Annotated in this window: 19 protein-coding genes; all 19 read right to left on the minus strand. The window is 66.7% G+C overall.

All coding sequences use genetic code 11. From position 1 onward, the window contains the following. Positions 1-3: 3 nt before the first annotated feature. Positions 4-1,374: a histidinol dehydrogenase gene (gene hisD, locus ACSFA5_RS15150; protein WP_435444868.1), complete on the minus strand. Its 1,371-nt coding sequence runs from the start codon at positions 1,372-1,374 to the stop codon at positions 4-6. A 45-nt stretch (positions 1,375-1,419) separates the two neighbouring features. Further along, positions 1,420-1,830: a hypothetical protein gene (locus ACSFA5_RS15155; protein ID WP_435444869.1), complete on the minus strand. Its 411-nt coding sequence runs from the start codon at positions 1,828-1,830 to the stop codon at positions 1,420-1,422. Between the two features lie 7 nt (positions 1,831-1,837). Further along, entirely contained in the window at positions 1,838-2,479 is a 642-nt protein-coding gene (gene hisG, locus ACSFA5_RS15160) for an ATP phosphoribosyltransferase (RefSeq protein WP_435444870.1), read from the minus strand. 28 nt (positions 2,480-2,507) lie between these two features. Continuing rightward, a complete protein-coding gene (gene murA / locus ACSFA5_RS15165; protein WP_435444871.1) occupies positions 2,508-3,797 on the minus strand; it encodes a UDP-N-acetylglucosamine 1-carboxyvinyltransferase in 1,290 nt (429 codons plus the stop codon). A 41-nt stretch (positions 3,798-3,838) separates the two neighbouring features. Continuing rightward, positions 3,839-4,081: a BolA family protein gene (locus tag ACSFA5_RS15170; RefSeq protein ID WP_007835251.1), complete on the minus strand. Its 243-nt coding sequence runs from the start codon at positions 4,079-4,081 to the stop codon at positions 3,839-3,841. A gap of 19 nt (positions 4,082-4,100) precedes the next feature. Continuing rightward, positions 4,101-4,865, minus strand: a complete 765-nt coding sequence (locus ACSFA5_RS15175) for an ABC transporter permease (RefSeq protein WP_435444872.1) — start codon at positions 4,863-4,865, stop codon at positions 4,101-4,103. Positions 4,866-4,947: 82 nt separating this feature from the next. Continuing rightward, positions 4,948-5,895, minus strand: coding sequence for an ABC transporter ATP-binding protein (locus ACSFA5_RS15180; protein ID WP_435444873.1), 948 nt, complete (start codon positions 5,893-5,895; stop codon positions 4,948-4,950). 33 nt (positions 5,896-5,928) lie between these two features. Further along, complete coding sequence (locus tag ACSFA5_RS15185; protein WP_093048583.1) at positions 5,929-6,204, minus strand: STAS domain-containing protein; 276 nt, start codon at positions 6,202-6,204, stop codon at positions 5,929-5,931. Between the two features lie 3 nt (positions 6,205-6,207). Further along, positions 6,208-6,867 (minus strand): MlaC/ttg2D family ABC transporter substrate-binding protein, encoded by a 660-nt coding sequence (locus tag ACSFA5_RS15190; protein WP_435444874.1) that lies wholly within the window; start codon positions 6,865-6,867, stop codon positions 6,208-6,210. 162 nt (positions 6,868-7,029) lie between these two features. Then, on the minus strand, positions 7,030-7,746 hold the full coding sequence (locus tag ACSFA5_RS15195; protein WP_435444875.1) for an MlaA family lipoprotein: 717 nt from the start codon (positions 7,744-7,746) through the stop codon (positions 7,030-7,032). Positions 7,747-7,781: 35 nt separating this feature from the next. After that, positions 7,782-8,282: an outer membrane lipid asymmetry maintenance protein MlaD gene (gene mlaD / locus ACSFA5_RS15200; protein ID WP_435444876.1), complete on the minus strand. Its 501-nt coding sequence runs from the start codon at positions 8,280-8,282 to the stop codon at positions 7,782-7,784. Positions 8,283-8,319: 37 nt separating this feature from the next. Then, positions 8,320-9,102, minus strand: a complete 783-nt coding sequence (gene mlaE / locus ACSFA5_RS15205) for a lipid asymmetry maintenance ABC transporter permease subunit MlaE (RefSeq protein WP_435444877.1) — start codon at positions 9,100-9,102, stop codon at positions 8,320-8,322. Further along, positions 9,099-9,959 (minus strand): ABC transporter ATP-binding protein, encoded by an 861-nt coding sequence (locus tag ACSFA5_RS15210; protein ID WP_435444878.1) that lies wholly within the window; start codon positions 9,957-9,959, stop codon positions 9,099-9,101. Before ACSFA5_RS15210 ends, mlaE begins: the two co-directional genes overlap by 4 nt. 66 nt (positions 9,960-10,025) lie before the next feature. Further along, complete coding sequence (locus ACSFA5_RS15215; protein ID WP_435444879.1) at positions 10,026-11,504, minus strand: glutamate synthase subunit beta; 1,479 nt, start codon at positions 11,502-11,504, stop codon at positions 10,026-10,028. A 34-nt stretch (positions 11,505-11,538) separates the two neighbouring features. Next, the gene (locus tag ACSFA5_RS15220; RefSeq protein ID WP_435444880.1) at positions 11,539-16,287 is read right to left on the minus strand and encodes a glutamate synthase-related protein; all 4,749 of its coding nucleotides are present in this window, start codon (positions 16,285-16,287) and stop codon (positions 11,539-11,541) included. A gap of 185 nt (positions 16,288-16,472) precedes the next feature. Beyond that, positions 16,473-17,168 (minus strand): transposase, encoded by a 696-nt coding sequence (locus tag ACSFA5_RS15225; protein ID WP_435444881.1) that lies wholly within the window; start codon positions 17,166-17,168, stop codon positions 16,473-16,475. 42 nt (positions 17,169-17,210) lie between these two features. Next, positions 17,211-18,098: a class I SAM-dependent methyltransferase gene (locus ACSFA5_RS15230; protein ID WP_435444882.1), complete on the minus strand. Its 888-nt coding sequence runs from the start codon at positions 18,096-18,098 to the stop codon at positions 17,211-17,213. Next, entirely contained in the window at positions 18,095-18,670 is a 576-nt protein-coding gene (locus ACSFA5_RS15235; RefSeq protein ID WP_435444883.1) for a DUF1415 domain-containing protein, read from the minus strand. Before ACSFA5_RS15235 ends, ACSFA5_RS15230 begins: the two co-directional genes overlap by 4 nt. Further along, positions 18,667-19,899 carry an MFS transporter gene (locus ACSFA5_RS15240; protein ID WP_435444884.1) on the minus strand — a complete coding sequence of 411 codons (1,233 nt, stop codon included), beginning with the start codon at positions 19,897-19,899 and terminating at the stop codon, positions 18,667-18,669. Before ACSFA5_RS15240 ends, ACSFA5_RS15235 begins: the two co-directional genes overlap by 4 nt. Positions 19,900-19,924: the final 25 nt, after the last annotated feature.

Genomic DNA, 19,924 nt, shown 5'->3' on the forward strand with positions numbered 1-19,924 from the left:
AGCTCAGATCTTACGCAGCCGCATGCGGGCGGCTTCGGCGTGCGCCTGCAGGCCTTCGCCTTCGGCCAGCGTGACGGCGATGGGGCCCAGCACCTGGGCGCCGGCCTCGCTGACCTCGATCAGGCTGGAGCGCTTCTGGAAGTCGTACACGCCCAGCGGGCTCGAGAAGCGCGCCGTGCCGCTGGTGGGCAGCACGTGGTTCGGGCCGGCGCAGTAGTCGCCCAGGCTCTCGCTGGTGAAGGCACCCAGGAAGATCGCACCGGCGTGGCGCAGCAGAGGTTCCCAGCGGTTCGGCTCGCTGCTGCTCACCTCGAGATGCTCAGGCGCGATGCGGTTGCTGATCTCGCAGGCCTCTTCCATGCTCCGGGTGTGGATCAGCGCGCCACGGCCGTTGAGCGAGGCGGCGATGATCTCGGCGCGCGGCATGGTGGGCAGCAGGCGGTCGATCTCGGCCTGCACACGGTCGATGTAGGCGGCGTCGGGGCACAGCAGGATGCTCTGGGCCAGCTCGTCGTGCTCGGCCTGGCTGAACAGGTCCATGGCCACCCATTCGGGCGGCGTGCTGCCGTCGGCCAGCACCAGGATCTCGCTCGGGCCCGCGATCATGTCGATGCCCACGGTGCCGAACACGCGGCGCTTGGCGGCCGCCACGTAGGCATTGCCGGGGCCGGTGATCTTGTCGACGGCGGGGATGGTGGCGGTGCCGTAGGCCAGTGCGGCCACGGCTTGTGCGCCACCGATGGTGAAGGCGCGGGTGACGCCGGCGACATAGGCGGCCGCCAGCACCAGCACGTTGCGCTCGCCCTTGGTCGACGACTGCCCGCCCGCCCCCCCGGTGGCCACGCTGCCCTTCACGGGCGTCGGAACCACCATGATGATTTCGCCGACACCGGCCACATGGGCTGGAATGGCGTTCATCAGCAGGCTGGACGGATAGGCCGCCTTGCCGCCGGGAACATAGATGCCGACGCGGTCCAGCGGCGTGACCTTCTGGCCCAGCAGCGTGCCGTCCACGTCGCGATAGCTCCAGCTTTCGCCGCTGGCCTTCTTCTGCGCCTCGTGATAGCTGCGAACGCGATCGGCCGCGGCTTGCAACGCCGTGCGCTGGTCGTCGGGCAAGGAATCGAAGGCTTCCTTGAAGTCGGCCTGAGTGAGCTCCAGTTCCGGCACGGTGTCGGCGCCGAGTCCGTCGAAGCGGCGCGTGTACTCGAGCACCGCGTCATCGCCGCGCTTCTGCACATCGGCCAGGATGTCCGCCACCACCTTCTCGATGGCCGCGTCCGCGTCCGCGGACCAATGCAGCCGCGCCTTGAATTCAGCGTCGAAGCTGGCTGAAGTCGTGGAGAGTCGGACGGGGGCTGCTTTCAGGTTCATTGCGTTTGAGAGGAGTGGAATGTCTGAGACGGTGCTTGGGCGCACTCATTCGATATCGTCTTGAGCCAGCGAGGGCGAATTCACCAGCCTGCCCCGTAGCTTGATCGTTGCTTCGAGCGCGCGGGCTCCAGCCCAAGCAGCGAGCAGCGCAAAAAGGCATGCAATTCCGCCCACGGCGCCACCACTTGTCAGCCTAAACATGACCACGAGCAGCGTCACCACCGCAAGCAAGAGCGCTGCGCCGGATGCAATGCGACTGCGATACCTGCCGATGCCGAACGCGCACGCCGCGTTGATGAGCGCATCGACCAAGCCAGCCTTGTCAACGATGAGCGCCGACACCGCCTGCGCGCCAGCAACGAAGTACAAGGCCTTCGCGGTGTCCTTGACCATCTCGAGAGCCGCGTAGTGGCTGTCGAGGCGGGCGAAAAAGCTTTTCTTGCTCTCTTCTGACATGGCCACCTCAGATCTGGGGAATGGCCGACGCGAAGGCGTCGATGATGCGGCGGATGGGCTCGCGCTTGAGCTTGAGCGCGGCCTGGTTCACCACGAGGCGCGCGCTGATGTCCATGATGCGTTCCACCTCGACGAGGTGGTTGGCCTTGAGCGTGTTGCCAGTCGAGACCAGGTCGACGATGGCGTCCGCCAGGCCCGTGAGCGGCGCCAGTTCCATGCTGCCGTAGAGCTTGATCAGGTCGACGTGCACGCCCTTGCTGGCGAAGAAGTCGCGCGCCAGGCCCACGTACTTGGTCGCCACGCGCAGGCGCGAGCCCTGCTTCACGGCCGAGGCGTAGTCGTAGTCGTTGCGCACGGCCACGCTCAGGCGGCAAGCCGCGATGCGCAGGTCCAGCGGTTGGTACAGGCCTTGGTTGCCGTGTTCGAGCAGCACGTCGGAACCCGTCACGCCCAGGTCGGCGCCGCCGTACTGCACGTAAGTGGGAACGTCGGAGGCGCGCACCAGCACCACGCGCACGTCGGGGCGGGTGGTGTCGAGAATGAGCTTGCGCGACTTCTCCGGGTCTTCGGTGACCTCGATGCCGGCGGCGGCCAGCAGGGGCAGCGTCTCTTCGAAGATGCGGCCTTTGGACAGAGCAAGCGTGATCACGATTGCGGCTCCTGTGATGTCAAGGTGATCATGCGGCGGCTCCCGCCACGCGTTCGATGTCGGCACCCAGCCCGCGAAGCTTGGCTTCCATGCGGTCGTAGCCCCGGTCCAGGTGGTAGATGCGGTCGACCAGCGTCTCGCCCTCGGCCACGAGGCCGGCGATGACGAGGCTGGCCGAGGCGCGCAGGTCGGTGGCCATCACGGTGGCGCCGGAGAGCTGCTGCACGCCCTCGACCATCGCCACCTTGCCCTCGACGTGGATGCGCGCGCCCAGGCGCACCATCTCGTTCACGTGCATGAAGCGGTTCTCGAAGATGGTCTCGGTGACCATCGAGGCGCCGCGCGCAATGACGTTCAGGGCCATGAACTGGGCCTGCATGTCGGTCGGAAAGCCCGGGTATTCGGTGGTGCTGAAGCTCTGCGCCTTCAGGTTCTCGTATGCCGGACCCTTGGAGGCGATGCGCACGCCGTCCTTTTCGCAGGCGACGGTGCAGCCGGCGTCGCGCAGCTTGTCGATCACCGCGTCCATGTGGTCGCCGCGCGCATGGCGCAGAAAGGCGTCGCCGCCCGTGGCCGCCACGGCGCACAGGAAGGTGCCGGCCTCGATGCGGTCGGCCACCACGGCGTGCTCGCAGCCGTGCAGCTTCTCCACGCCCTGGATGCGGATGTGGCTGGTGCCGTGGCCTTCGATCTTCGCGCCCATGCGGATCAGCATTTCGGCCAGGTCGACGATCTCGGGCTCCTGCGCGGCGTTCTCGAGCAGGGTCTCGCCCTCGGCCAGCGCGGCGGCCATCAGGAAGTTCTCGGTGCCGGTGACGGTGACCATGTCGGTCAGGATGCGCGCGCCCTTCAGGCGGGTGCGGCCCTCGGGCAGCCGCGCAAGCATGTAGCCGTGGTCGACCACGATCTCCGCGCCCATGGCCTGCAGGCCCTTGATGTGCTGGTCGACCGGCCGCGAGCCGATGGCGCAGCCGCCGGGCAGCGACACCTTGGCATGACCGAAGCGCGCCAGCAGCGGGCCCAGCGCCAGCACGGAGGCGCGCATGGTCTTCACGAGTTCGTAGGGCGCCTCGGGGTTGCCGAGGTCTGCAGCGTTCAGGCGGACGGTGCCGTTGTCGTCGCGCTCGGCCGCAACGCCCATGTTGCGCACCAGCTTGAGCATGGTCGACACGTCCTGCAGACGCGGCACGTTGTGCAGCGTCACGGGCTGGTCGGTCAAGAGCGCCGCGCACAGCTCGGGCAGCGCGGCGTTCTTGGCGCCGGAAATGAGTACTTCGCCGCGGAGCTCTCGCCCGCCGCGAATCAGAAGTTTGTCCATCGAAATTCCAGCGAAGTCAGGGGCCCACGGGGGCCGGAACGTTATTTTTCCACTGCGGCCCATTCGGCCGGGGTGTAGGTCTTCATCGAGAGCGCATGCACCTCGTCGGTGTGCATTTTCGCACCGAGGGTGGCGTACACCCGCTGATGGCGCTGAATGGCGCGCTTGCCCTCGAACTCGGCCGAGACGATGGTGGCGTACCAATGTCGGCCGTCCCCCTCGAGCGTGATGTGCTCGCACGGAAGATGGGACTGGATCAGGGCCTGTAGTTGTTCGGCGGTCATGGGGTGTGGAGAAAAACGTTCAGCTGCGGATCTTGTAGCCGATGCGCAGGAGGTGGACGGCAACGGCGCTCACCACCAGCCAGGCGGTGCCGACGATGCCCAGGCTCAGCCAGGGCGAGGCGTCGCTCACGCCGAAGAAGCCGTAGCGGAAGCCGTCGATCATGTAGAAGAACGGGTTCAGGTGGCTCACCTTCTGCCAGAAAGGCGGCAGCGAGCCGATCGAATAGAACACGCCCGACAGGAAGGTCATGGGCATGATCAGGAAATTCTGGAACACGGCCATCTGGTCGAACTTTTCGGCCCAGAGGCCCGCGATGAGCCCCAGCGTGCCCAGCATGGCGGCGCCCAGGAACGCGAACACGACGATCCAGAGCGGCGCCACGAAGCTGGGCATGGCAAAGAACATGGTGACCACGAACACGCCGAGCCCCACGGCCAGCCCGCGAATGATCGACGAACCCACATACGCGAAGAACCAGCCCCAGTGCGACAGCGGCGTGAGCAGCACGAACACCAGGTTGCCCATGATCTTGCTCTGGATGATCGACGACGAGCTGTTGGCGAACGCGTTCTGCAGCACGCTCATCATCACGAGGCCGGGCACCAGAAAGGCGGTGTAGGGCACGGTGCCGTAGACCGTGACACGGCCTTCGAGCACGTGGCCGAACACCATGAGGTACAGCAGCGCGGTGAGCACCGGCGCACCGACGGTCTGGAAGCCGACCTTCCAGAAACGCAGCGTTTCCTTGTAGAGCAGCGCGCGCCAACCCGTGACAGCCATCATGGGGCCCCCTTGCGCGGCACTGCGTGTCCTCGCGTCCCCCCGAGGGGGAGCTTCGCTTGCTTGGGGCGGCGCGGCGCGGCGCTCATCGCGCGACCTCCAGCGGCGTCTGCTCGCCCGCCATCAGGTCGATGAACACGTCTTCCAGGTCGGCCTTGCGCATTTCCACGTCTTCCACCGCGACGCCGGCTTCGCGGATCGCGGCCAGCAGTTGTTCGACTTCATGGGCGTTCTGCGCCGGCAGCTGCACGATGCGCCCGGTGATGCGCGCATGCTGGGCAATGGCCCAGGGCAGCATGGCGTCAGTCTTGAAGCGCAGCACGTTGCTCGCGGCCGACTTCAGCAGCTCGCTGGTGCGGTCAAGTGCGATCACGCGGCCCTGCTTGAGCATCGCGATGCGGTTGCACAGCGCCTCGGCCTCTTCAAGGTAATGGGTCGTCAGCAGCACGGTGCTGCCCTGCTTGTTGAGCCTGGCGACGAACTGCCACAGCGTCTGGCGCAGCTCGACGTCCACGCCGGCGGTGGGTTCGTCCAGCACGATCACCGGCGGCTTGTGCACCAGCGCCTGCGCCACCAGCACCCGGCGCTTCATGCCGCCCGAGAGCTGGCGCATGTTGGCCGTGGCCTTGTCGGCGAGGCCCAGGCTTTGCAGCAGCTCGTCGATCCACGCCTCGTTGTTCTTGATGCCGAAGTAGCCCGACTGGATGCGCAGCGACTCGCGCACGTTGAAGAACGGGTCGAACACCAGCTCCTGCGGCACGATGCCGAGCTGGCGGCGCGCCTCGGCAAAGTCGCGCTGCACGTCGAAACCGTGCACGCTGATGGTGCCGGACGTGGGGCGCGACAGGCCCGCGAGCATGCTGATCAAGGTGGTCTTGCCCGCACCGTTGGGGCCCAGCAGGCCGAAGAATTCGCCCGGCTCGATCTGGAAAGTGACCTCGTCGACCGCCTTCAGCCCTTGCTTGCCTTGGGCTTTTTGTTGTCGGGAGGGGGGGTAGGTCTTGGAGACCGATTGGAATGAGATCGCGGGCATGGGAGCCCGCGATTTTACCGGGCCGTTACTTTTTCAGGGCGCGGCGGGCAAAAGGCCTGCGATTCCGTACAGCGCCGCCAGTTCGCGCAGGCGCGGCGACAGGCCCTTGACCGAGAAGCCGCGACCCAGCGCGCTGGATTCGCGCCGGCATTCGAGCAGCACCGCCAGCGCCGACGAATCGAACTGCGCCAGCGCGGTGGCGTCCACCACAGTGGACGACGAATCGGCTTGCCCCTTCAGCCCCTGCTGCAGCATGCGCATGCAGGCGGGGGCCTCGTCATGGGTCAGGCGCGTGGGCAGGACCAGCATCGGTCAGCTCTTGCCGTTGCCCTTGTTGCGCGCCGCCAGCGCCGCAATCAGGCCGTCGATGCCGCTCTTGTTGATTTCCTGCGAGAACTGGGTGCGGTAGGTGTCGACCAGCCAGACGCCCAGCACATTCAGGTTGTAGACCTTCCATCCGGCGCCCTGGCCGGGGGTCTTCTCGAGGCGGTAGTCCAGCTGGACCGGGTCGCCGCGGCCCTTGACCTCGGTGCGCACCAGCACGTCGGCGTCGTCGGGCGAACCGCGGAACGGACGCACGGTGACGGCCTGGTCGCTGACCTGGTCGAGCGCGCCGGCATAGGTGCGCACCAGCAGGGTCTTGAACTCGTCCTGCAGGCGCTTTTGCTGCTCGGGCGTGGCGGTGCGCCAGGCCGGGCCGACGGCCGAGGACGTCATGCGCTGGAAGTTGACGTTGGGCATGATCTTGCTGTCGACCAGCAGCATGATCTTGTTGACGTCGCCCGACTTGATCGACTTGTCCGACTTGATGGTGTCGAGCACGTCGGTCGAGATGCGCTTGACCAGCGCATCGGGGGTTTCGTCGGCAGCGCGTGCAGGGCTCACGAAGGCGGCGGCGGCGCTGAACAGCAGCGCGCCAGCGAGCACCAGGTGGCCGAAGCCGCGTCGTTGCAGGATCGTCTTGTTGTTCATGGAGAGGTCCCTCAGGTTTCGGATTTCGCGCAACACGCACTAAAGCGGCGTGTCACGATAGAACGGGTTCGACAGGCCCCCGGCCTACCGGGTTCCTGTAGCGCAGGTGAAGCCTTGCAACTTAATGCAAGCAAGCCGCCTGTGCTGGCCGCGTCCGGCTTGTTACTTGCCTGCGTCTTCGTCGGGGCTCTTGCCGTCGTGGATCAGGCTGAGACGGCGTTGCAGGAAGGCGTCGCGCGTGAACGAATACTTGTCGAGCGCGGCGTCGTCGATCAGGCGACCGGCGCGCAGGTACTGCGAGCGCGTGTCGACCACGCGCAGCACGGTCAGCGAATTGCGCCACGCCACGTCGTTCATGGCATTGAGCGGGTCGCCGTAGAAATCGACTGGCTTGGCGACCGTATCGCGCAGTGTCGAGGGGCCGAGCACCGGCAGCACGATGTACGGGCCGGCGCCCACTCCCCAGCGGCCCAGCGTCTGGCCGAAGTCTTCGTCATGGCGGTCGATGCCGGCTTCGGTGGCCACGTCGAGCAGGCCGCCCAGGCCGAAGAAGGTGTTGACGTTGACCCGCATGAAGGTCTCGGCGCTGTTCTGCAGCTTGAGCTGGGCCACGCTGTTGGCAAAGCTCCAGACGTCGCCCAGGTTGCCGAAGAAGTTGTTCACGCCGGTGCGAACCATCGAGGGCAGCACGTTGACATACACCGTGGACACCGGCACGAGCACGGCCTGGTCGAGCTTGTCGTTGAACGTGAACACGCCACGGTTGAACGGCTCGAAGGGGTCGGCCGGGTTGGCGTTGGGGCCGGTGGCGCAACCCGCCACGAGTGCGAAGACCGCGGCAGCGCTGGTCCAGCGCGCGTATTTGGCTGTTTTGTTCATGGCAGTCGATGCGACGTGCGAAAAAGATCGTGTTTTCATTTTTTATTGGGGGTGCCCTGCGCCGTGCCGGAGCTGGAGCTCCCGTCGGCGGCCTTGCTGTAGAGGAACTGGCTGATCAGGTTTTCCAGCACCACCGCGGATTGCGTGGCTGTGATGGTGTCGCCGGCCTGCAGGTTCTTCTCCTCGGCGCCCGCCTCGATCCCGATGTACTGCTCGCCGAGCAGGCCACTGGTCAGGATCTTGAGCGAACTGTCCTTGGGAAAACTGTAACGGTTTTGCAAAGCCAGTGTGACGTCGGCCTGAAAGGTCTTGTCGTTGAAGGAGATGGATTCCACGCGGCCGACCACCACGCCCGCGCTGCGGATCGCGGTTTGCGGCTTGAGCCCGCCGATGTTGTCGAAGCGCGCGGTCACCGCATAGGTCTTCTGGAAGTTCAGACTCAGCAGGTTGGCCGACTGCAGCGCGAGAAACAGCAATGCGGCGGCGCCGATCAGCACGAACAGGCCGACCCAGATGTCATTGTTGGAACGTTGCATGGTTTGAACTCTCTAGAACGATGGGAGCCAGGCTCCTTTAGATACTGAACATCATGGCGGTCAACAGGAAGTCGAGCCCCAGCACCGCCAGCGATGCCGTCACCACCGTGCGCGTGGTCGCGCGCGACACGCCTTCGGGCGTCGGCTGGGCTTCGTAGCCCTGCAGCAGTGCGATGAAGGTCACGGTGAAACCGAAGACGATGCTCTTGACGACGCCGTTGCCCACATCGCGCCATACATCGACGCCACCCTGCATCTGCCCCCAGAACGCGCCCGGGTCCACGCCCAGCATCAGCACGCCCACCACGTAGCCGCCCATGATGCCGACCGCGCTGAACACGGCGGCCAGCAGCGGCATGGTGATGACGCCGGCCCAGAAGCGCGGCGCCAGGATGCGCTGCACCGGGTCGACGGCCATCATTTCCATGGCGCTCAGTTGCTCGTCGGCCTTCATGAGGCCGATTTCCGCGGTAAGCGACGTACCGGCGCGCCCGGTGAACAGCAAGGCGGCCACCACGGGCCCGAGCTCGCGCACCAGGCTCAGCGTGACCAGCAGGCCCAGCGCTTCCGCGGAGCCGTAGCGCTGCAGCGCGTAGTACATCTGCAGGCCCAGCACGAAGCCCACGAACAACCCCGACACGCCGATGATGGCGAGCGAGTAGTTGCCCAGGAAATGGATCTGGTCGCGCACGAGGCCGAAGCGGCGCATGATCTGCGCGCCCGGCCCGAGCAGGCGAAAGAAGAGCTTCGCGCCGTACCCAAGATGGGCCAGACGGCTGCGCACGCCATAGCCGATGTCGGCGGGCTTCCACCAGCTCATGACCGCCCTCCTTCGACATTGCCGAAATCGTCTTCGATGCTGACGCCCGGGTAATGGAAGCGCACCGGCCCGTCGGGCAGCGCATTCACGAACTGATGGACGAGCGGGTCGACGCTGTTGCGCACTTCGTCGGGGGCGCCCTGCGCGGCGATGCCGCCGTTGGCCAGGATGATCACGTGGTCCGCGATGCGGAAGGTTTCTTCCAGGTCGTGCGACACGATGATGCTGGTGAGACCGAGCGTGTCGTTGAGCTGGCGAATCAGCCGCGCCGCAGTGCCGAGCGAAATGGGGTCGAGGCCGGCGAAGGGTTCGTCGTACATCACGAGGTCGGGGTCGAGCGCGATCGCGCGCGCCAGCGCCACGCGCCGTGCCATGCCGCCCGACACCTCGCTGGGCATCAGGTCGCGCGCGCCGCGCAGGCCGACGGCATCGAGCTTCATGAGCACGATGTCACGCACCAGCGCTTCGGACAACTGCGTGTGCTCGCGCAGCGGAAACGCCACGTTGTCGAACACGCTCATGTCGGTGAACAGGGCGCCGAACTGAAAGAGCATGCCCATGCGGCGCCGCGCCGCGTAGAGCGCCTTGGCGTCGAACCTGACGACGTCCTGACCATCGAAAAGCACCTCGCCGCGCTGCGCCTTCTGCTGTCCGCCGATCAGGCGCAGCACCGTGGTCTTGCCGCCGCCCGACGCGCCCATCAGGGCCGTCACCTTGCCGCGCGGCACGGCGAAAGACACGCCGTCGAGAATGGCGCGCGCGCCGTAGCCGAACGAGACGTTGCGGAACTCTACGAAGGGATGTGGCGGTGCGGCTGGGTCCATCTCAATAAAAAAGCCGGGCGCTTTTTCAAGCATCCCGGCATGCGGTTTCACGCGGATGATAACGGGGCCATGACCGGGCCCGCTAAATTGAAACAAAATTCATCGCGGCAAGTCGCTGAATCCCATCAGAAATTCATCGACCGAACGTGCCGCTTGACGGCCCTCGCGAATGGCCCACACAACCAGCGACTGGCCTCGGCGGATGTCGCCGGCGGCAAACACCTTCGGCACGTTGGTGGCATAGCCGCCGATGAAATCGACCGTGGCCCGGGCGTTGCCGCGCGCGTCTCGCTCGACACCGAAGGCGTCCAGCACGGTGGCCACGGGGCTGATGAAGCCCATGGCCAGCAACACCAGGTCGGCCTTCAGCACCTGCTCGCTGCCCGCCACTTCCTGCATCTTGCCGTCCTTCCACTCGACGCGAACGGTCTTCAGGCCGGTGAGCTTGCCCTTTTCGCCGATGAATTCCTTGGTGGAAATGGCGAACTCCCGCTCGCAGCCCTCTTCGTGGCTGGAACTGGTGCGCAGCTTGATCGGCCAGTACGGCCAGGTCATCGGGCGGTTTTCTTCCTCGGGCGGCTGCGGCATCAGCTCGAACTGCGTGACGCTGGCAGCGCCGTGGCGGTTGCTGGTGCCCACGCAGTCTGAGCCCGTGTCGCCGCCGCCGATCACGATCACATGCTTGCCTTCGGCGCGCAACTGGCCCTTGAGCTTGTCGCCCGCGTTCACGCGGTTCTGCTGCGGCAGGAACTCCATGGCGTAGTGAACGCCGTCCAGGTCGCGGCCCGGCACCGGCAGGTCGCGCGATTGCTCCGCGCCGCCCGTGAGCACCACCGCGTCGAATTCCTTCTGCAGCTGTTCGGGCGTGACGGTTTCCTTGGCGAGGTTGGTCACCTTGGAGCCCTTGCCCAGCGGCTCTTTCGCCGCACCGACCATCACGCCGGTACGGAAGGTCACGCCCTCGGCCTTCATCTGCTCGACACGGCGGTCGATGTGGGTCTTCTCCATCTTGAAGTCGGGAATGCCGTAGCGCAGCAGGCCGCCGATGCGGTCGTTCTTCTCGAACAGCGTCACGTCGTGGCCCACGCGTGCCAGCTGCTGCGCAGCCGCCATGCCGGCCGGGCCCGAACCCACCACGGCCACCTTCTTGCCGGTCTTGTGCTTGGCCACGCGCGGCGCCACCCAGCCTTCGTCCCAGGCGCGGTCGATGATCGCGTGCTCGATCGACTTGATGCCGATGGCGTCGTCGTTCACGTTGAGCACGCAGGCCGCCTCGCAGGGCGCGGGGCAGATGCGGCCGGTGAACTCGGGGAAGTTGTTGGTCGAGTCGAGCACCGCGAAGGCGTTCTGCCAGTCGTTGCGGTACACGAGGTCGTTGAAGTCCGGAATGATGTTGTTGACCGGGCAGCCGCTGTTGCAGAACGGCGTGCCGCAGTCCATGCAGCGCGCGCCCTGCACCTTGGCCTGCTCGGGCGTCAGGGCAACGACGAATTCCTTGTAGTGCTTGAGCCGCTCGTCGATGGGCTTGTAGCCCTCTTCGATGCGTTCATGCTCCATGAAGCCGGTGATTTTTCCCATCGTGCTTTCCTCTGTTCTTCGTGTTCGTTGCCGCTCAGACCGCGGCGGTTGCGGACGGCGCTGCCAGCGCATGCGGCTCGAGACCGGCGTGCGCGTCGTTGCCGCTGCTCGCCAGCTCGACCTTGCGGTCGTGCAGTTCGCCCAGGGCGCGCTTGTATTCGTTCGGGAACACCTTCACGAACTTGGTGCGCGACACGGCCCACGTGTCGAGCAGCTCGCGCGCGCGCTTGCTGCCGGTCCAGCGGTGGTGCTCTTCGAGCAGCTTCTTGAGCTGGGCCTCGTCGGTCTCGCCGCCGTGCCAGATCTTGCGATGCACGCTGGCCGTCTGCTCGGCCGAGGTGAGCACCTTGTCGAGCGACACCATCGAGAGGTTGCAGCGCGTGGCGAACTGGCCGTCCTCGTCGTAGACGAAAGCCACGCCGCCGCTCATGCCGGCCGCGAAGTTGCGGCCCGTCTTGCCCAGCACTGCGACAGTGCCGCCGGTCATGTATTCGCAACCGTGGTCGCCCGTGCCTTCAATGACCGCCGTGGCGCCCGAAAGACGCACCGCGAAACGCTCGCCGGCCACGCCGCACAGGTAGGCCTCGCCGGTGGTCGCGCCGTACAGCGCGGTGTTGCCGACGATGGTGTTGCGCACCGCTTCGCCACGGAAGTCCAGGCTGGGGCGAACCACCACGCGGCCGCCCGACAGGCCCTTGCCGGTGTAGTCGTTGGCGTCGCCGATCAGGTACAGCGTGATGCCGCGTGCCAGGAAGGCGCCGAACGACTGGCCGCCCGTGCCTTCGAGCTGGATGCGGATCGAATCGTCAGGAAGGCCTTGCGGATGCACCTTGGTCAGCGCACCCGAGAGCATGGCGCCCACCGAGCGGTTGACGTTGCGCACCACCTCGATGAACTGCACCTTCTCACCCTTGTCGATGGCGGGACGCGACTTCTCGATGAGCTTGACGTCCAGCGCGCGCTCCAGGCCGTGCTCCTGGTTCTCCACGTGGAAGCGCGGCACGTCGGCCGGCACGTTCGGCAGCGCGAAGAGCCGGCTGAAATCCAGGCCCGAAGCCTTCCAGTGCTCGATGCCCTTGCGCATGTCGAGCAAGTCGGCGCGGCCGATCAGGTCGTCGAACTTGCGAATGCCCAGCTGGGCCATGATCTGGCGCACTTCTTCGGCCACGAAGAAGAAGTAGTTGACGACGTGCTCGGGCTTGCCCGAGAACTTCTTGCGCAGGATCGGGTCTTGCGTGGCCACGCCCACCGGGCAGGTGTTCAGGTGGCACTTGCGCATCATGATGCAGCCCTCGACCACCAGCGGCGCGGTCGCGAAGCCGAACTCGTCGGCGCCCAGCAGCGCGCCGATGGCGACGTCGCGGCCGGTCTTCATCTGGCCGTCGGCCTGCACGCGGATGCGGCTGCGCAGGCGGTTGAGCACCAGCGTCTGCTGCGTTTCGGCCAGGCCGATTTCCCACGGGCTGCCCGCGTGCTTGATCGACGACCAGGGCGAAGCGCCCGTGCCGCCGTCGTGGCCGGCAATCACGACGTGGTCGCTCTTGCACTTGGCCACACCCGCGGCGATGGTGCCGACGCCGATTTCGCTCACCAGCTTCACGCTGATGCTCGCGTGCGGCGCGGTGTTCTTCAGGTCGTGAATGAGCTGGGCCAGGTCTTCGATCGAGTAGATGTCGTGGTGCGGCGGGGGCGAGATGAGGCCCACGCCCGGCACGGCATAGCGCTGCTTGCCGATGTACTCGGTGACCTTGCCGCCGGGCAGCTGACCGCCCTCGCCCGGCTTGGCGCCCTGCGCCATCTTGATCTGGATCTGGTCGGCCGAATGCAGGTACTCGGCCGTGACGCCGAAGCGGCCCGAGGCCACCTGCTTGATGCGCGAACGCAGCGAATCGCCGTCCTTCAGCGGCAGGTCGACCTCGACGTTGGCCGCGCCGATCACGCTCTTGAGCGTGTCGCCCTGCTTGATCGGAATGCCCTTGAGTTCGTTGCGGTAGCGCGCGGGATCTTCGCCGCCCTCGCCCGTGTTGCTCTTGCCGCCGATGCGGTTCATGGCAATCGCGAGCGTGGCATGCGCCTCGGTGCTGATCGAGCCGAGCGACATGGCGCCGGTGGCGAAGCGCTTGACGATGTCGGCGGCGGACTCGACCTCGTCGACCGGCACAGCCTTGGCCGGATCGATCTTGAACTCGAACAGGCCGCGCAGCGTGAGGTGGCGGCGGTTCTGGTCGTTGATGAGCTGGGCGTATTCCTTGTACGTGTTCCAGTTGTTGGAGCGCGTGCTGTGCTGCAGCTTGGCGATGGCGTCGGGCGTCCACATGTGCTCTTCGCCGCGTGCGCGCCAGGCGTACTCGCCGCCCGCGTCCAGCATGCTGGCGAGCACCGGGTCGTCGCTGAACGCAGCCTTGTGCATGCGGATGGCTTCCTCGGCGATCTCGAAGACGCCGATGCCTTCCACGCGGCTGGCGGTGCCGGTGAAGTACTTGTTGACGGTGACGGTGTTCAGCCCGATGGCCTCGAACAGCTGCGCGCCGCAGTAGCTCATGTAGGTGCTGACACCCATCTTGGACATGATCTTCGACAGGCCCTTGCCGATGGCCTTGACGTAGTTGTAGACCGCCTTGTCGGCGCTCAGGTCCCCCGGCAGGTCGGCGTGCATCGCCGCCAGCGTTTCCATGGCCAGGTACGGGTGCACGGCTTCCGCGCCGTAGCCGGCCAGCACGCCGAAGTGATGCACCTCGCGGGCCGACCCGGTTTCCACCACCAGGCCGGCGGTGGTGCGCAGGCCTTCACGCACCAGGTACTGGTGCACGGCCGACAGGGCCAGCACGGCGGGAATGGCCACCTGCGTGGGGCTCACGCCGCGGTCGCTCACGATCAGGATGTTGTGGCCGCCCTTGATGGCGTCCACCGCCTCGGCGCACAGCGAGGCCAGCTTGGCTTCGACGCCCTCGTCGCCCCAGGCCAGCGGGTAGGTGATGTCGAGCACGTAGCTCTTGAACTTGCCCTGGGTGTACTTGCCGATGTCGCGCAGCTTCGCCATGTCGGAGAAGTCGAGGATCGGCTGGCTCACTTCGAGCCGCATGGGAGGGTTGACCTGGTTGATGTCCAGCAGGTTGGGCTTGGGGCCGATGAAGGACACCAGCGACATCACGATGGCTTCGCGGATCGGGTCGATCGGCGGGTTGGTCACCTGCGCGAACAACTGCTTGAAGTAGTTGTACAGCGGCTTGTTCTTGCTGGAGAGCACGGCCAGCGGGCTGTCGTTGCCCATGGAGCCGATGCCTTCTTCGCCGGCCTGCGCCATCGGGCTCATCAGGAACTTGATGTCTTCCTGGGTGTAGCCGAAGGCCTGCTGGCGGTCGAGCAGCGCCACCTGGCTCAGCGGTGCGGAGAACGGCTCGGCCTTGACGCTGTCGAGCTTGATGCGCAGGTTTTCGATCCACTGCTTGTAGGGCTTGCTGTTGGCGAGGGTGGACTTGACCTCCTCGTCGTCGATCATGCGACCCTGCTCCAGGTCGATCAGGAACATCTTGCCGGGCTGCAGGCGCCACTTGCGCACGATCTTCTGCTCGGGCACGGGCAGCACGCCCGACTCCGACGCCATGATGACCAGGTCGTCGTCGGTCACGCAGTAACGCGAGGGGCGCAGGCCGTTGCGGTCGAGCGTGGCGCCGATCTGGCGGCCGTCGGTGAACACGATGGAAGCGGGGCCGTCCCACGGCTCGAGCATGGCGGCGTGGTACTCGTAGAACGCGCGGCGGCGCGGGTCCATGGTGGTGTGCTGCTCCCAGGGCTCGGGAATCATCATCATCACGGCCTGGCTGATCGGGTAGCCGGCCATCGTCAGCAGCTCGAGGCAGTTGTCGAAGGTGGCGGTGTCGGACTGGCCGGCGAAGCTGATCGGGTAGAGCTTCTGCAGGTCGGCGCCCAGCACGGGCGAGGACATCACGCCTTCGCGTGCCTTCATCCAGTTGTAGTTGCCCTTGACCGTGTTGATTTCGCCGTTGTGCGCCACGTAGCGGTACGGGTGGGCCAGCGGCCATTCGGGGAAGGTGTTGGTCGAGAAGCGCTGGTGCACCAGGCCCAGGGCAGAGACGCAGCGCTGGTCTTGCAGGTCCAGGAAGTAGGTGCCGACCTGATCGGCCAGCAGCAGGCCCTTGTAGACCACCGTGCGGCTCGACATGCTGGGTACGTAGTACTCCTTGCTGTGCTTGAGCTTCAGGCGCTGGATGTTGGCGCTGGCGGTCTTGCGGATCACGTAGAGCTTGCGTTCCAGCGCGTCCTGCACGATCACGTCGTTGCCGCGGCCGATGAACACCTGGCGCAGCAGCGGCTCCTTGGCGCGCACGGTGGGCGACATGGGCATGTCGCGGTTGACCGGCACGTCGCGCCAGCCGAGCAGCACCTGGCCTTCGGCTTTGATGGCGCGTTCCATCTCCTGCTCGCAGGCTTCGCGCGATGCGTGTTCCTTGGGCAGGAAGATCATGCCGACGCCGTATTCGCCGGGCGGGGGCAGCGTGACGCCCTGGCTGGCCATCTCTTCGCGGTACAGGTGGTCGGGCAGCTGGATCAGGATGCCCGCGCCGTCGCCCATGAGCTTGTCGGCGCCCACGGCGCCGCGGTGGTCGAGGTTTTCAAGGATCTTCAAGCCCTGCAGCACGATGGCATGGCTTTTCTCGCCCTTGATGTGTGCCACGAAGCCGACGCCGCAGGCGTCGTGCTCGTCGGCACCGGAATACAGACCGTGTTCTTGGAGATGTTGGATCTCGGCAGCCGTCGTCATGGGCGCGCTCCTTCAGTTTTCGCAGGGAAAGGGAGCATATTGCGATGCACAAAGAATGCCAAACACTTTAATAGGGGTCAGATTCTTATTAAAGCTTGAGTTTTCTTGTCAGAATTAAAATGGGGACACATCAAAATCAGGAGCGCGAACTCCAATACCGACGACCGTTCAGCCGGTATTTCGTCTCAGGTTTGGCTGTTCGACGGCGGCCGACCGGCCTTGGCCTTGACGACCCGACGCTCGGTCGATTTCTGCAATGTGTCGAGAAAATCCTCGTCGCCTGCGGCCCAGCCGCGCAAGGTGGCCTCGGTCAGCGCCGTCTGGTCGGCCGCTCGCACCCCGCTGCGCACCAACTCGACGTAGGCCGCTTCCCGCGCGAACGGCGTGTTGCCGAGTTCCCAGTACAGCGGATGCGGCGTGAGCAGACGGTCGTGCCGCAGCCCGGCGTAGTGGCCGTGGCTGGACCACGGGAACTCAAGCGCATCGGTCGCCATGCCCGCGCGCACCGGATTGAGATCGATGTACGCCATGCAGGTCAGCAGGTAGCGGTCGGTCTGGATCAGCGTCGAGCGGTAGCGGCCTTCCCACAACGTGCCGCTGCGCCCATGGCGGTCGTTGAAGTAGCGCACGTAGCTGCGCCCCACCGACTGCATGAGCTGCGGCAGGCCGGTGGTGCTGTCGGGCGTGGCCAGCAGGTGGAAGTGGTTGTCCATCAGCACGTAGGCATGCAGCGCGATGCCGAAGCGCGCCGCGTTCTCGGCCATCAGGGCGAGCAGCTTCTCGTGGTCGGCGCGGTCCACGAAGATCGCCTGGCGGTTGTTGCCGCGCTGGATCACGTGGTGCGGCATGCCGGCCAGCGTGAGGCGGGGAAGGCGTGCCATGGGGTGGGCGTGGACGGACGGGCCTGCGGGCTGCGCCGGCGCTCAGGCCAGATGAAAGCGCGTGTCGCCCAGCGAGTCGAGCCCGAACTGCGCCAGCAGCTCGCGCAGCCGCGTGGCCGCGCTGGCCTTGCGCTGGCCCGTGTGGCGCGCCAGGATCAGTTCGTTCTTCATGCTGTGCTCCCAGCCCACCAGTTCGGTGACCGTGACGCTGTAGCCGTTGGCTTCGAGGTACAGGCAGCGCAGCACGTTGGTCAGCTGGCTGCCGATTTCGCGCGTGTGCAGCGGATGGCGCCACAGCTCGGCCAGCGGCGTGCGCGACAAGGCAAGCGCCTTGGTCTCGCGCAGGCAGGCCGCCACTTCGGCCTGGCAGCACGGCACCAGCACCATGCAGCGGGCCTTCTTGGCGAGGCCGAAGGCAATGGCGTCGTCGGTGGCGGTGTCGCAGGCATGCAGCGCGGTGACCACGTCGATCTGCGCCGGCAGTTCGCTCGCCTGGGCCGACTCGGCCACGGTGAGGTTGAGGAAGGACATGCGCTCGAAGCCCAGGCGCTGCGCCAGCACGCGCGAGCGCTCGACCAGCTCGCTGCGCGTCTCGATGCCGTAGACATGCCCCCCGCCCTGCCGCGGGCGGAAGAACAGGTCGTAAATGATGAAACCCAGGTACGACTTGCCCGCGCCATGGTCGGCCAGGGTGGCGCCCGCGCCCTCTTCCGGCAACTCGCGCAGCAGCTGCTCGATGAACTGGAACAGGTGGTAGACCTGCTTGAGCTTTCGCCGCGAGTCCTGGTTGAGCCGGCCCTCGCGGGTGAGGATGTGCAGCTCCTTGAGCAGTTCGACGGACTGGCCCGGCTTCAGCACCTCGGCCAGTTCCGCGTCCGCCTTGGCGGCCTTGTTCGTCCGGGGGGCTTGCGCTGCGAATTTGGTGTTCATGCCTTGGCACTCCCGGGGCCGACGTCCAGCGCGGCCCAGCCTTGCGAGCCCAGCGCTTCAAGGGTGTCGATGTTGCGCTCGAAGATCATTTCCGCATCGGGGAAGGCTTCGACCGCGCGGTCCACGCTGTCTTCGCGCAGCAGGTGCAGCGTGGGGTACGGCGCGCGGTTGGTGGCGTTGCCGATGTCGTCGGCTTCGGTGCCCGCGAACTGGAAGTGCGGATGAAAGCTCGCCAGCTGGAACACGCCGTCGTAGCCGGCGCGCACAAGCTGGCGTTCGGCACGCGCCGTGAAATCGTTGAAGTCCAGGAAGTCGGCCAAGGTGTTGGGTGCAATCAAAAGGGTGGTGTCGCGCTGGACGGCGTCGAGCGCCGCGAGGTCTTTGGCTTCGGACAGGAGCGCGTCCATCAGGTCGGCCTGTTCGGCGCTCTCGTACACGGCGTAGTGGATCTGCCCCTTCGCATGCACGGCTTTCGCGAACGGGCACAGGTTCAGGCCGATCACCGCGCGCTCCAGCCAGCGGCGCATGTCGGCTTCGGCCTGACGGGAGTCGATTGTCGCCGGGGTGCTCATGCCATCTCCGCCGCAGGGCGAATCCGCCCCAGGCGCCGCGCGAGCGCCATACCGGCCAGCGAGCAGGCCAGCGTGGCCGTCCATGTCCAGTGCCAGCCGCCAGCGCGGTGGGCCACCCACGCCACCGCCGGCGGCGCCAGGAACTGGCCGAGCGACGAGGCCTGCTGCATGAGGCCGATCGTCGTCGAGACGGTGGAGGGCCCCGGCGCCAGCCGCACGCCGAGAAAGAACAGCGTGGCCGGTACCATGCCGCCGCCCAGCGAGAACGCACAGACCGCGAGGTAGCGCAGCGCGGGCGGCAGGCTCTTTGCATCGGTGCCCTGCCCCAGTTGCGCGAAGGCCGCCACGCCGCCCAGCGCCATCGTCAGGAAACCGAGCTGCAGCAGCCGCTGCGGTGCCACGCCGCGTTGCAGCCAGCGGCCGCCGGCGATGTTGCCGACGATGTTCATGGCGGCGGCCAGCGCGGTCAGCACCGCGTTCCAGGCGGGCGACACGCCGGCGCCCGCATAGATGGCGGGCAGGAAGCCGATCACCGCCATCCACTGGGCCGAGTACACGGCGAAGGTCAGGCCGACCAGCCAGGGCGCGCGGGCACCGACGGTGGCACGCAGGCGCGACGACCAGCCGATCGACACGTTCGCCGGGGCCACCGGCCGCAACCGGTCGGCCGGCACCGCCCGCCATACCCACAGCGCGGCCAGCGCGGAGACCAGCGACAGCGCCCACCACCAGTCGGCCCATCCGCCCCACGCGATCAGCGCCGGTCCGAGCAGTAGCGCCAGCGCCACGCCCAGCGGCATGTAGGCGCCCCACAGGCCCAGCGCGGCCTTGTCGGCGCCTGGCGGCGTAAGGGCGCGAATCAATCCAGGCCCTGGCATCACGGCCAGCAGAAAACCGATGCCCTCGACCGCGCGCAGCGCCAGCAACCACGCCACGGCGTGCGTGCCGCCCAACGCGCCGACGCCGACCAAGCCGCCCACCAGGCTGGCCACTGTCAGCACGCCCAGCCCCGTCAGCATGCTGCGGCGCAGGCCGATGCTGTCGGCCGCCAGGCCCGCGGCCAGCCCGAGCGTCATGCTCGCCACCTGAACGAGCGACAGCAGGAATCCCGCCTCCACCAGGCCGATGCCGAGCGAGGCCTGCAACGCGGGCACGGCCGGCGGCAGCTTGCCCAGATGCAACGCAGCACTGACGCCGCCCAGCAGCACGGCGAAGGCGGCGACCGGCACGCGCGGTCGTGCGGATGCGGACGCA

It is taken from the genome of Variovorax monticola (assembly GCF_051216855.1).
Taxonomy (GTDB): domain Bacteria; phylum Pseudomonadota; class Gammaproteobacteria; order Burkholderiales; family Burkholderiaceae_C; genus Variovorax.

Coding starts and splice junctions, on each gene's coding strand:
- hisD (WP_435444868.1), bottom strand. CDS start 1,374: ATGAACCTGAAAGCAGCCCCCGTCCGACTCTCCACGACTTCAGCCAGC.
- ACSFA5_RS15155 (WP_435444869.1), bottom strand. CDS start 1,830: ATGTCAGAAGAGAGCAAGAAAAGCTTTTTCGCCCGCCTCGACAGCCAC.
- murA (WP_435444871.1), bottom strand. CDS start 3,797: ATGGACAAACTTCTGATTCGCGGCGGGCGAGAGCTCCGCGGCGAAGTA.
- ACSFA5_RS15170 (WP_007835251.1), bottom strand. CDS start 4,081: ATGACCGCCGAACAACTACAGGCCCTGATCCAGTCCCATCTTCCGTGC.
- ACSFA5_RS15175 (WP_435444872.1), bottom strand. CDS start 4,865: ATGATGGCTGTCACGGGTTGGCGCGCGCTGCTCTACAAGGAAACGCTG.
- ACSFA5_RS15180 (WP_435444873.1), bottom strand. CDS start 5,895: ATGCCCGCGATCTCATTCCAATCGGTCTCCAAGACCTACCCCCCCTCC.
- ACSFA5_RS15185 (WP_093048583.1), bottom strand. CDS start 6,204: ATGCTGGTCCTGCCCACGCGCCTGACCCATGACGAGGCCCCCGCCTGC.
- ACSFA5_RS15190 (WP_435444874.1), bottom strand. CDS start 6,867: ATGAACAACAAGACGATCCTGCAACGACGCGGCTTCGGCCACCTGGTG.
- ACSFA5_RS15195 (WP_435444875.1), bottom strand. CDS start 7,746: ATGAACAAAACAGCCAAATACGCGCGCTGGACCAGCGCTGCCGCGGTC.
- mlaD (WP_435444876.1), bottom strand. CDS start 8,282: ATGCAACGTTCCAACAATGACATCTGGGTCGGCCTGTTCGTGCTGATC.
- mlaE (WP_435444877.1), bottom strand. CDS start 9,102: ATGAGCTGGTGGAAGCCCGCCGACATCGGCTATGGCGTGCGCAGCCGT.
- ACSFA5_RS15210 (WP_435444878.1), bottom strand. CDS start 9,959: ATGCTTGAAAAAGCGCCCGGCTTTTTTATTGAGATGGACCCAGCCGCA.
- ACSFA5_RS15215 (WP_435444879.1), bottom strand. CDS start 11,504: ATGGGAAAAATCACCGGCTTCATGGAGCATGAACGCATCGAAGAGGGC.
- ACSFA5_RS15220 (WP_435444880.1), bottom strand. CDS start 16,287: ATGACGACGGCTGCCGAGATCCAACATCTCCAAGAACACGGTCTGTAT.
- ACSFA5_RS15225 (WP_435444881.1), bottom strand. CDS start 17,168: ATGGCACGCCTTCCCCGCCTCACGCTGGCCGGCATGCCGCACCACGTG.
- ACSFA5_RS15230 (WP_435444882.1), bottom strand. CDS start 18,098: ATGAACACCAAATTCGCAGCGCAAGCCCCCCGGACGAACAAGGCCGCC.
- ACSFA5_RS15235 (WP_435444883.1), bottom strand. CDS start 18,670: ATGAGCACCCCGGCGACAATCGACTCCCGTCAGGCCGAAGCCGACATG.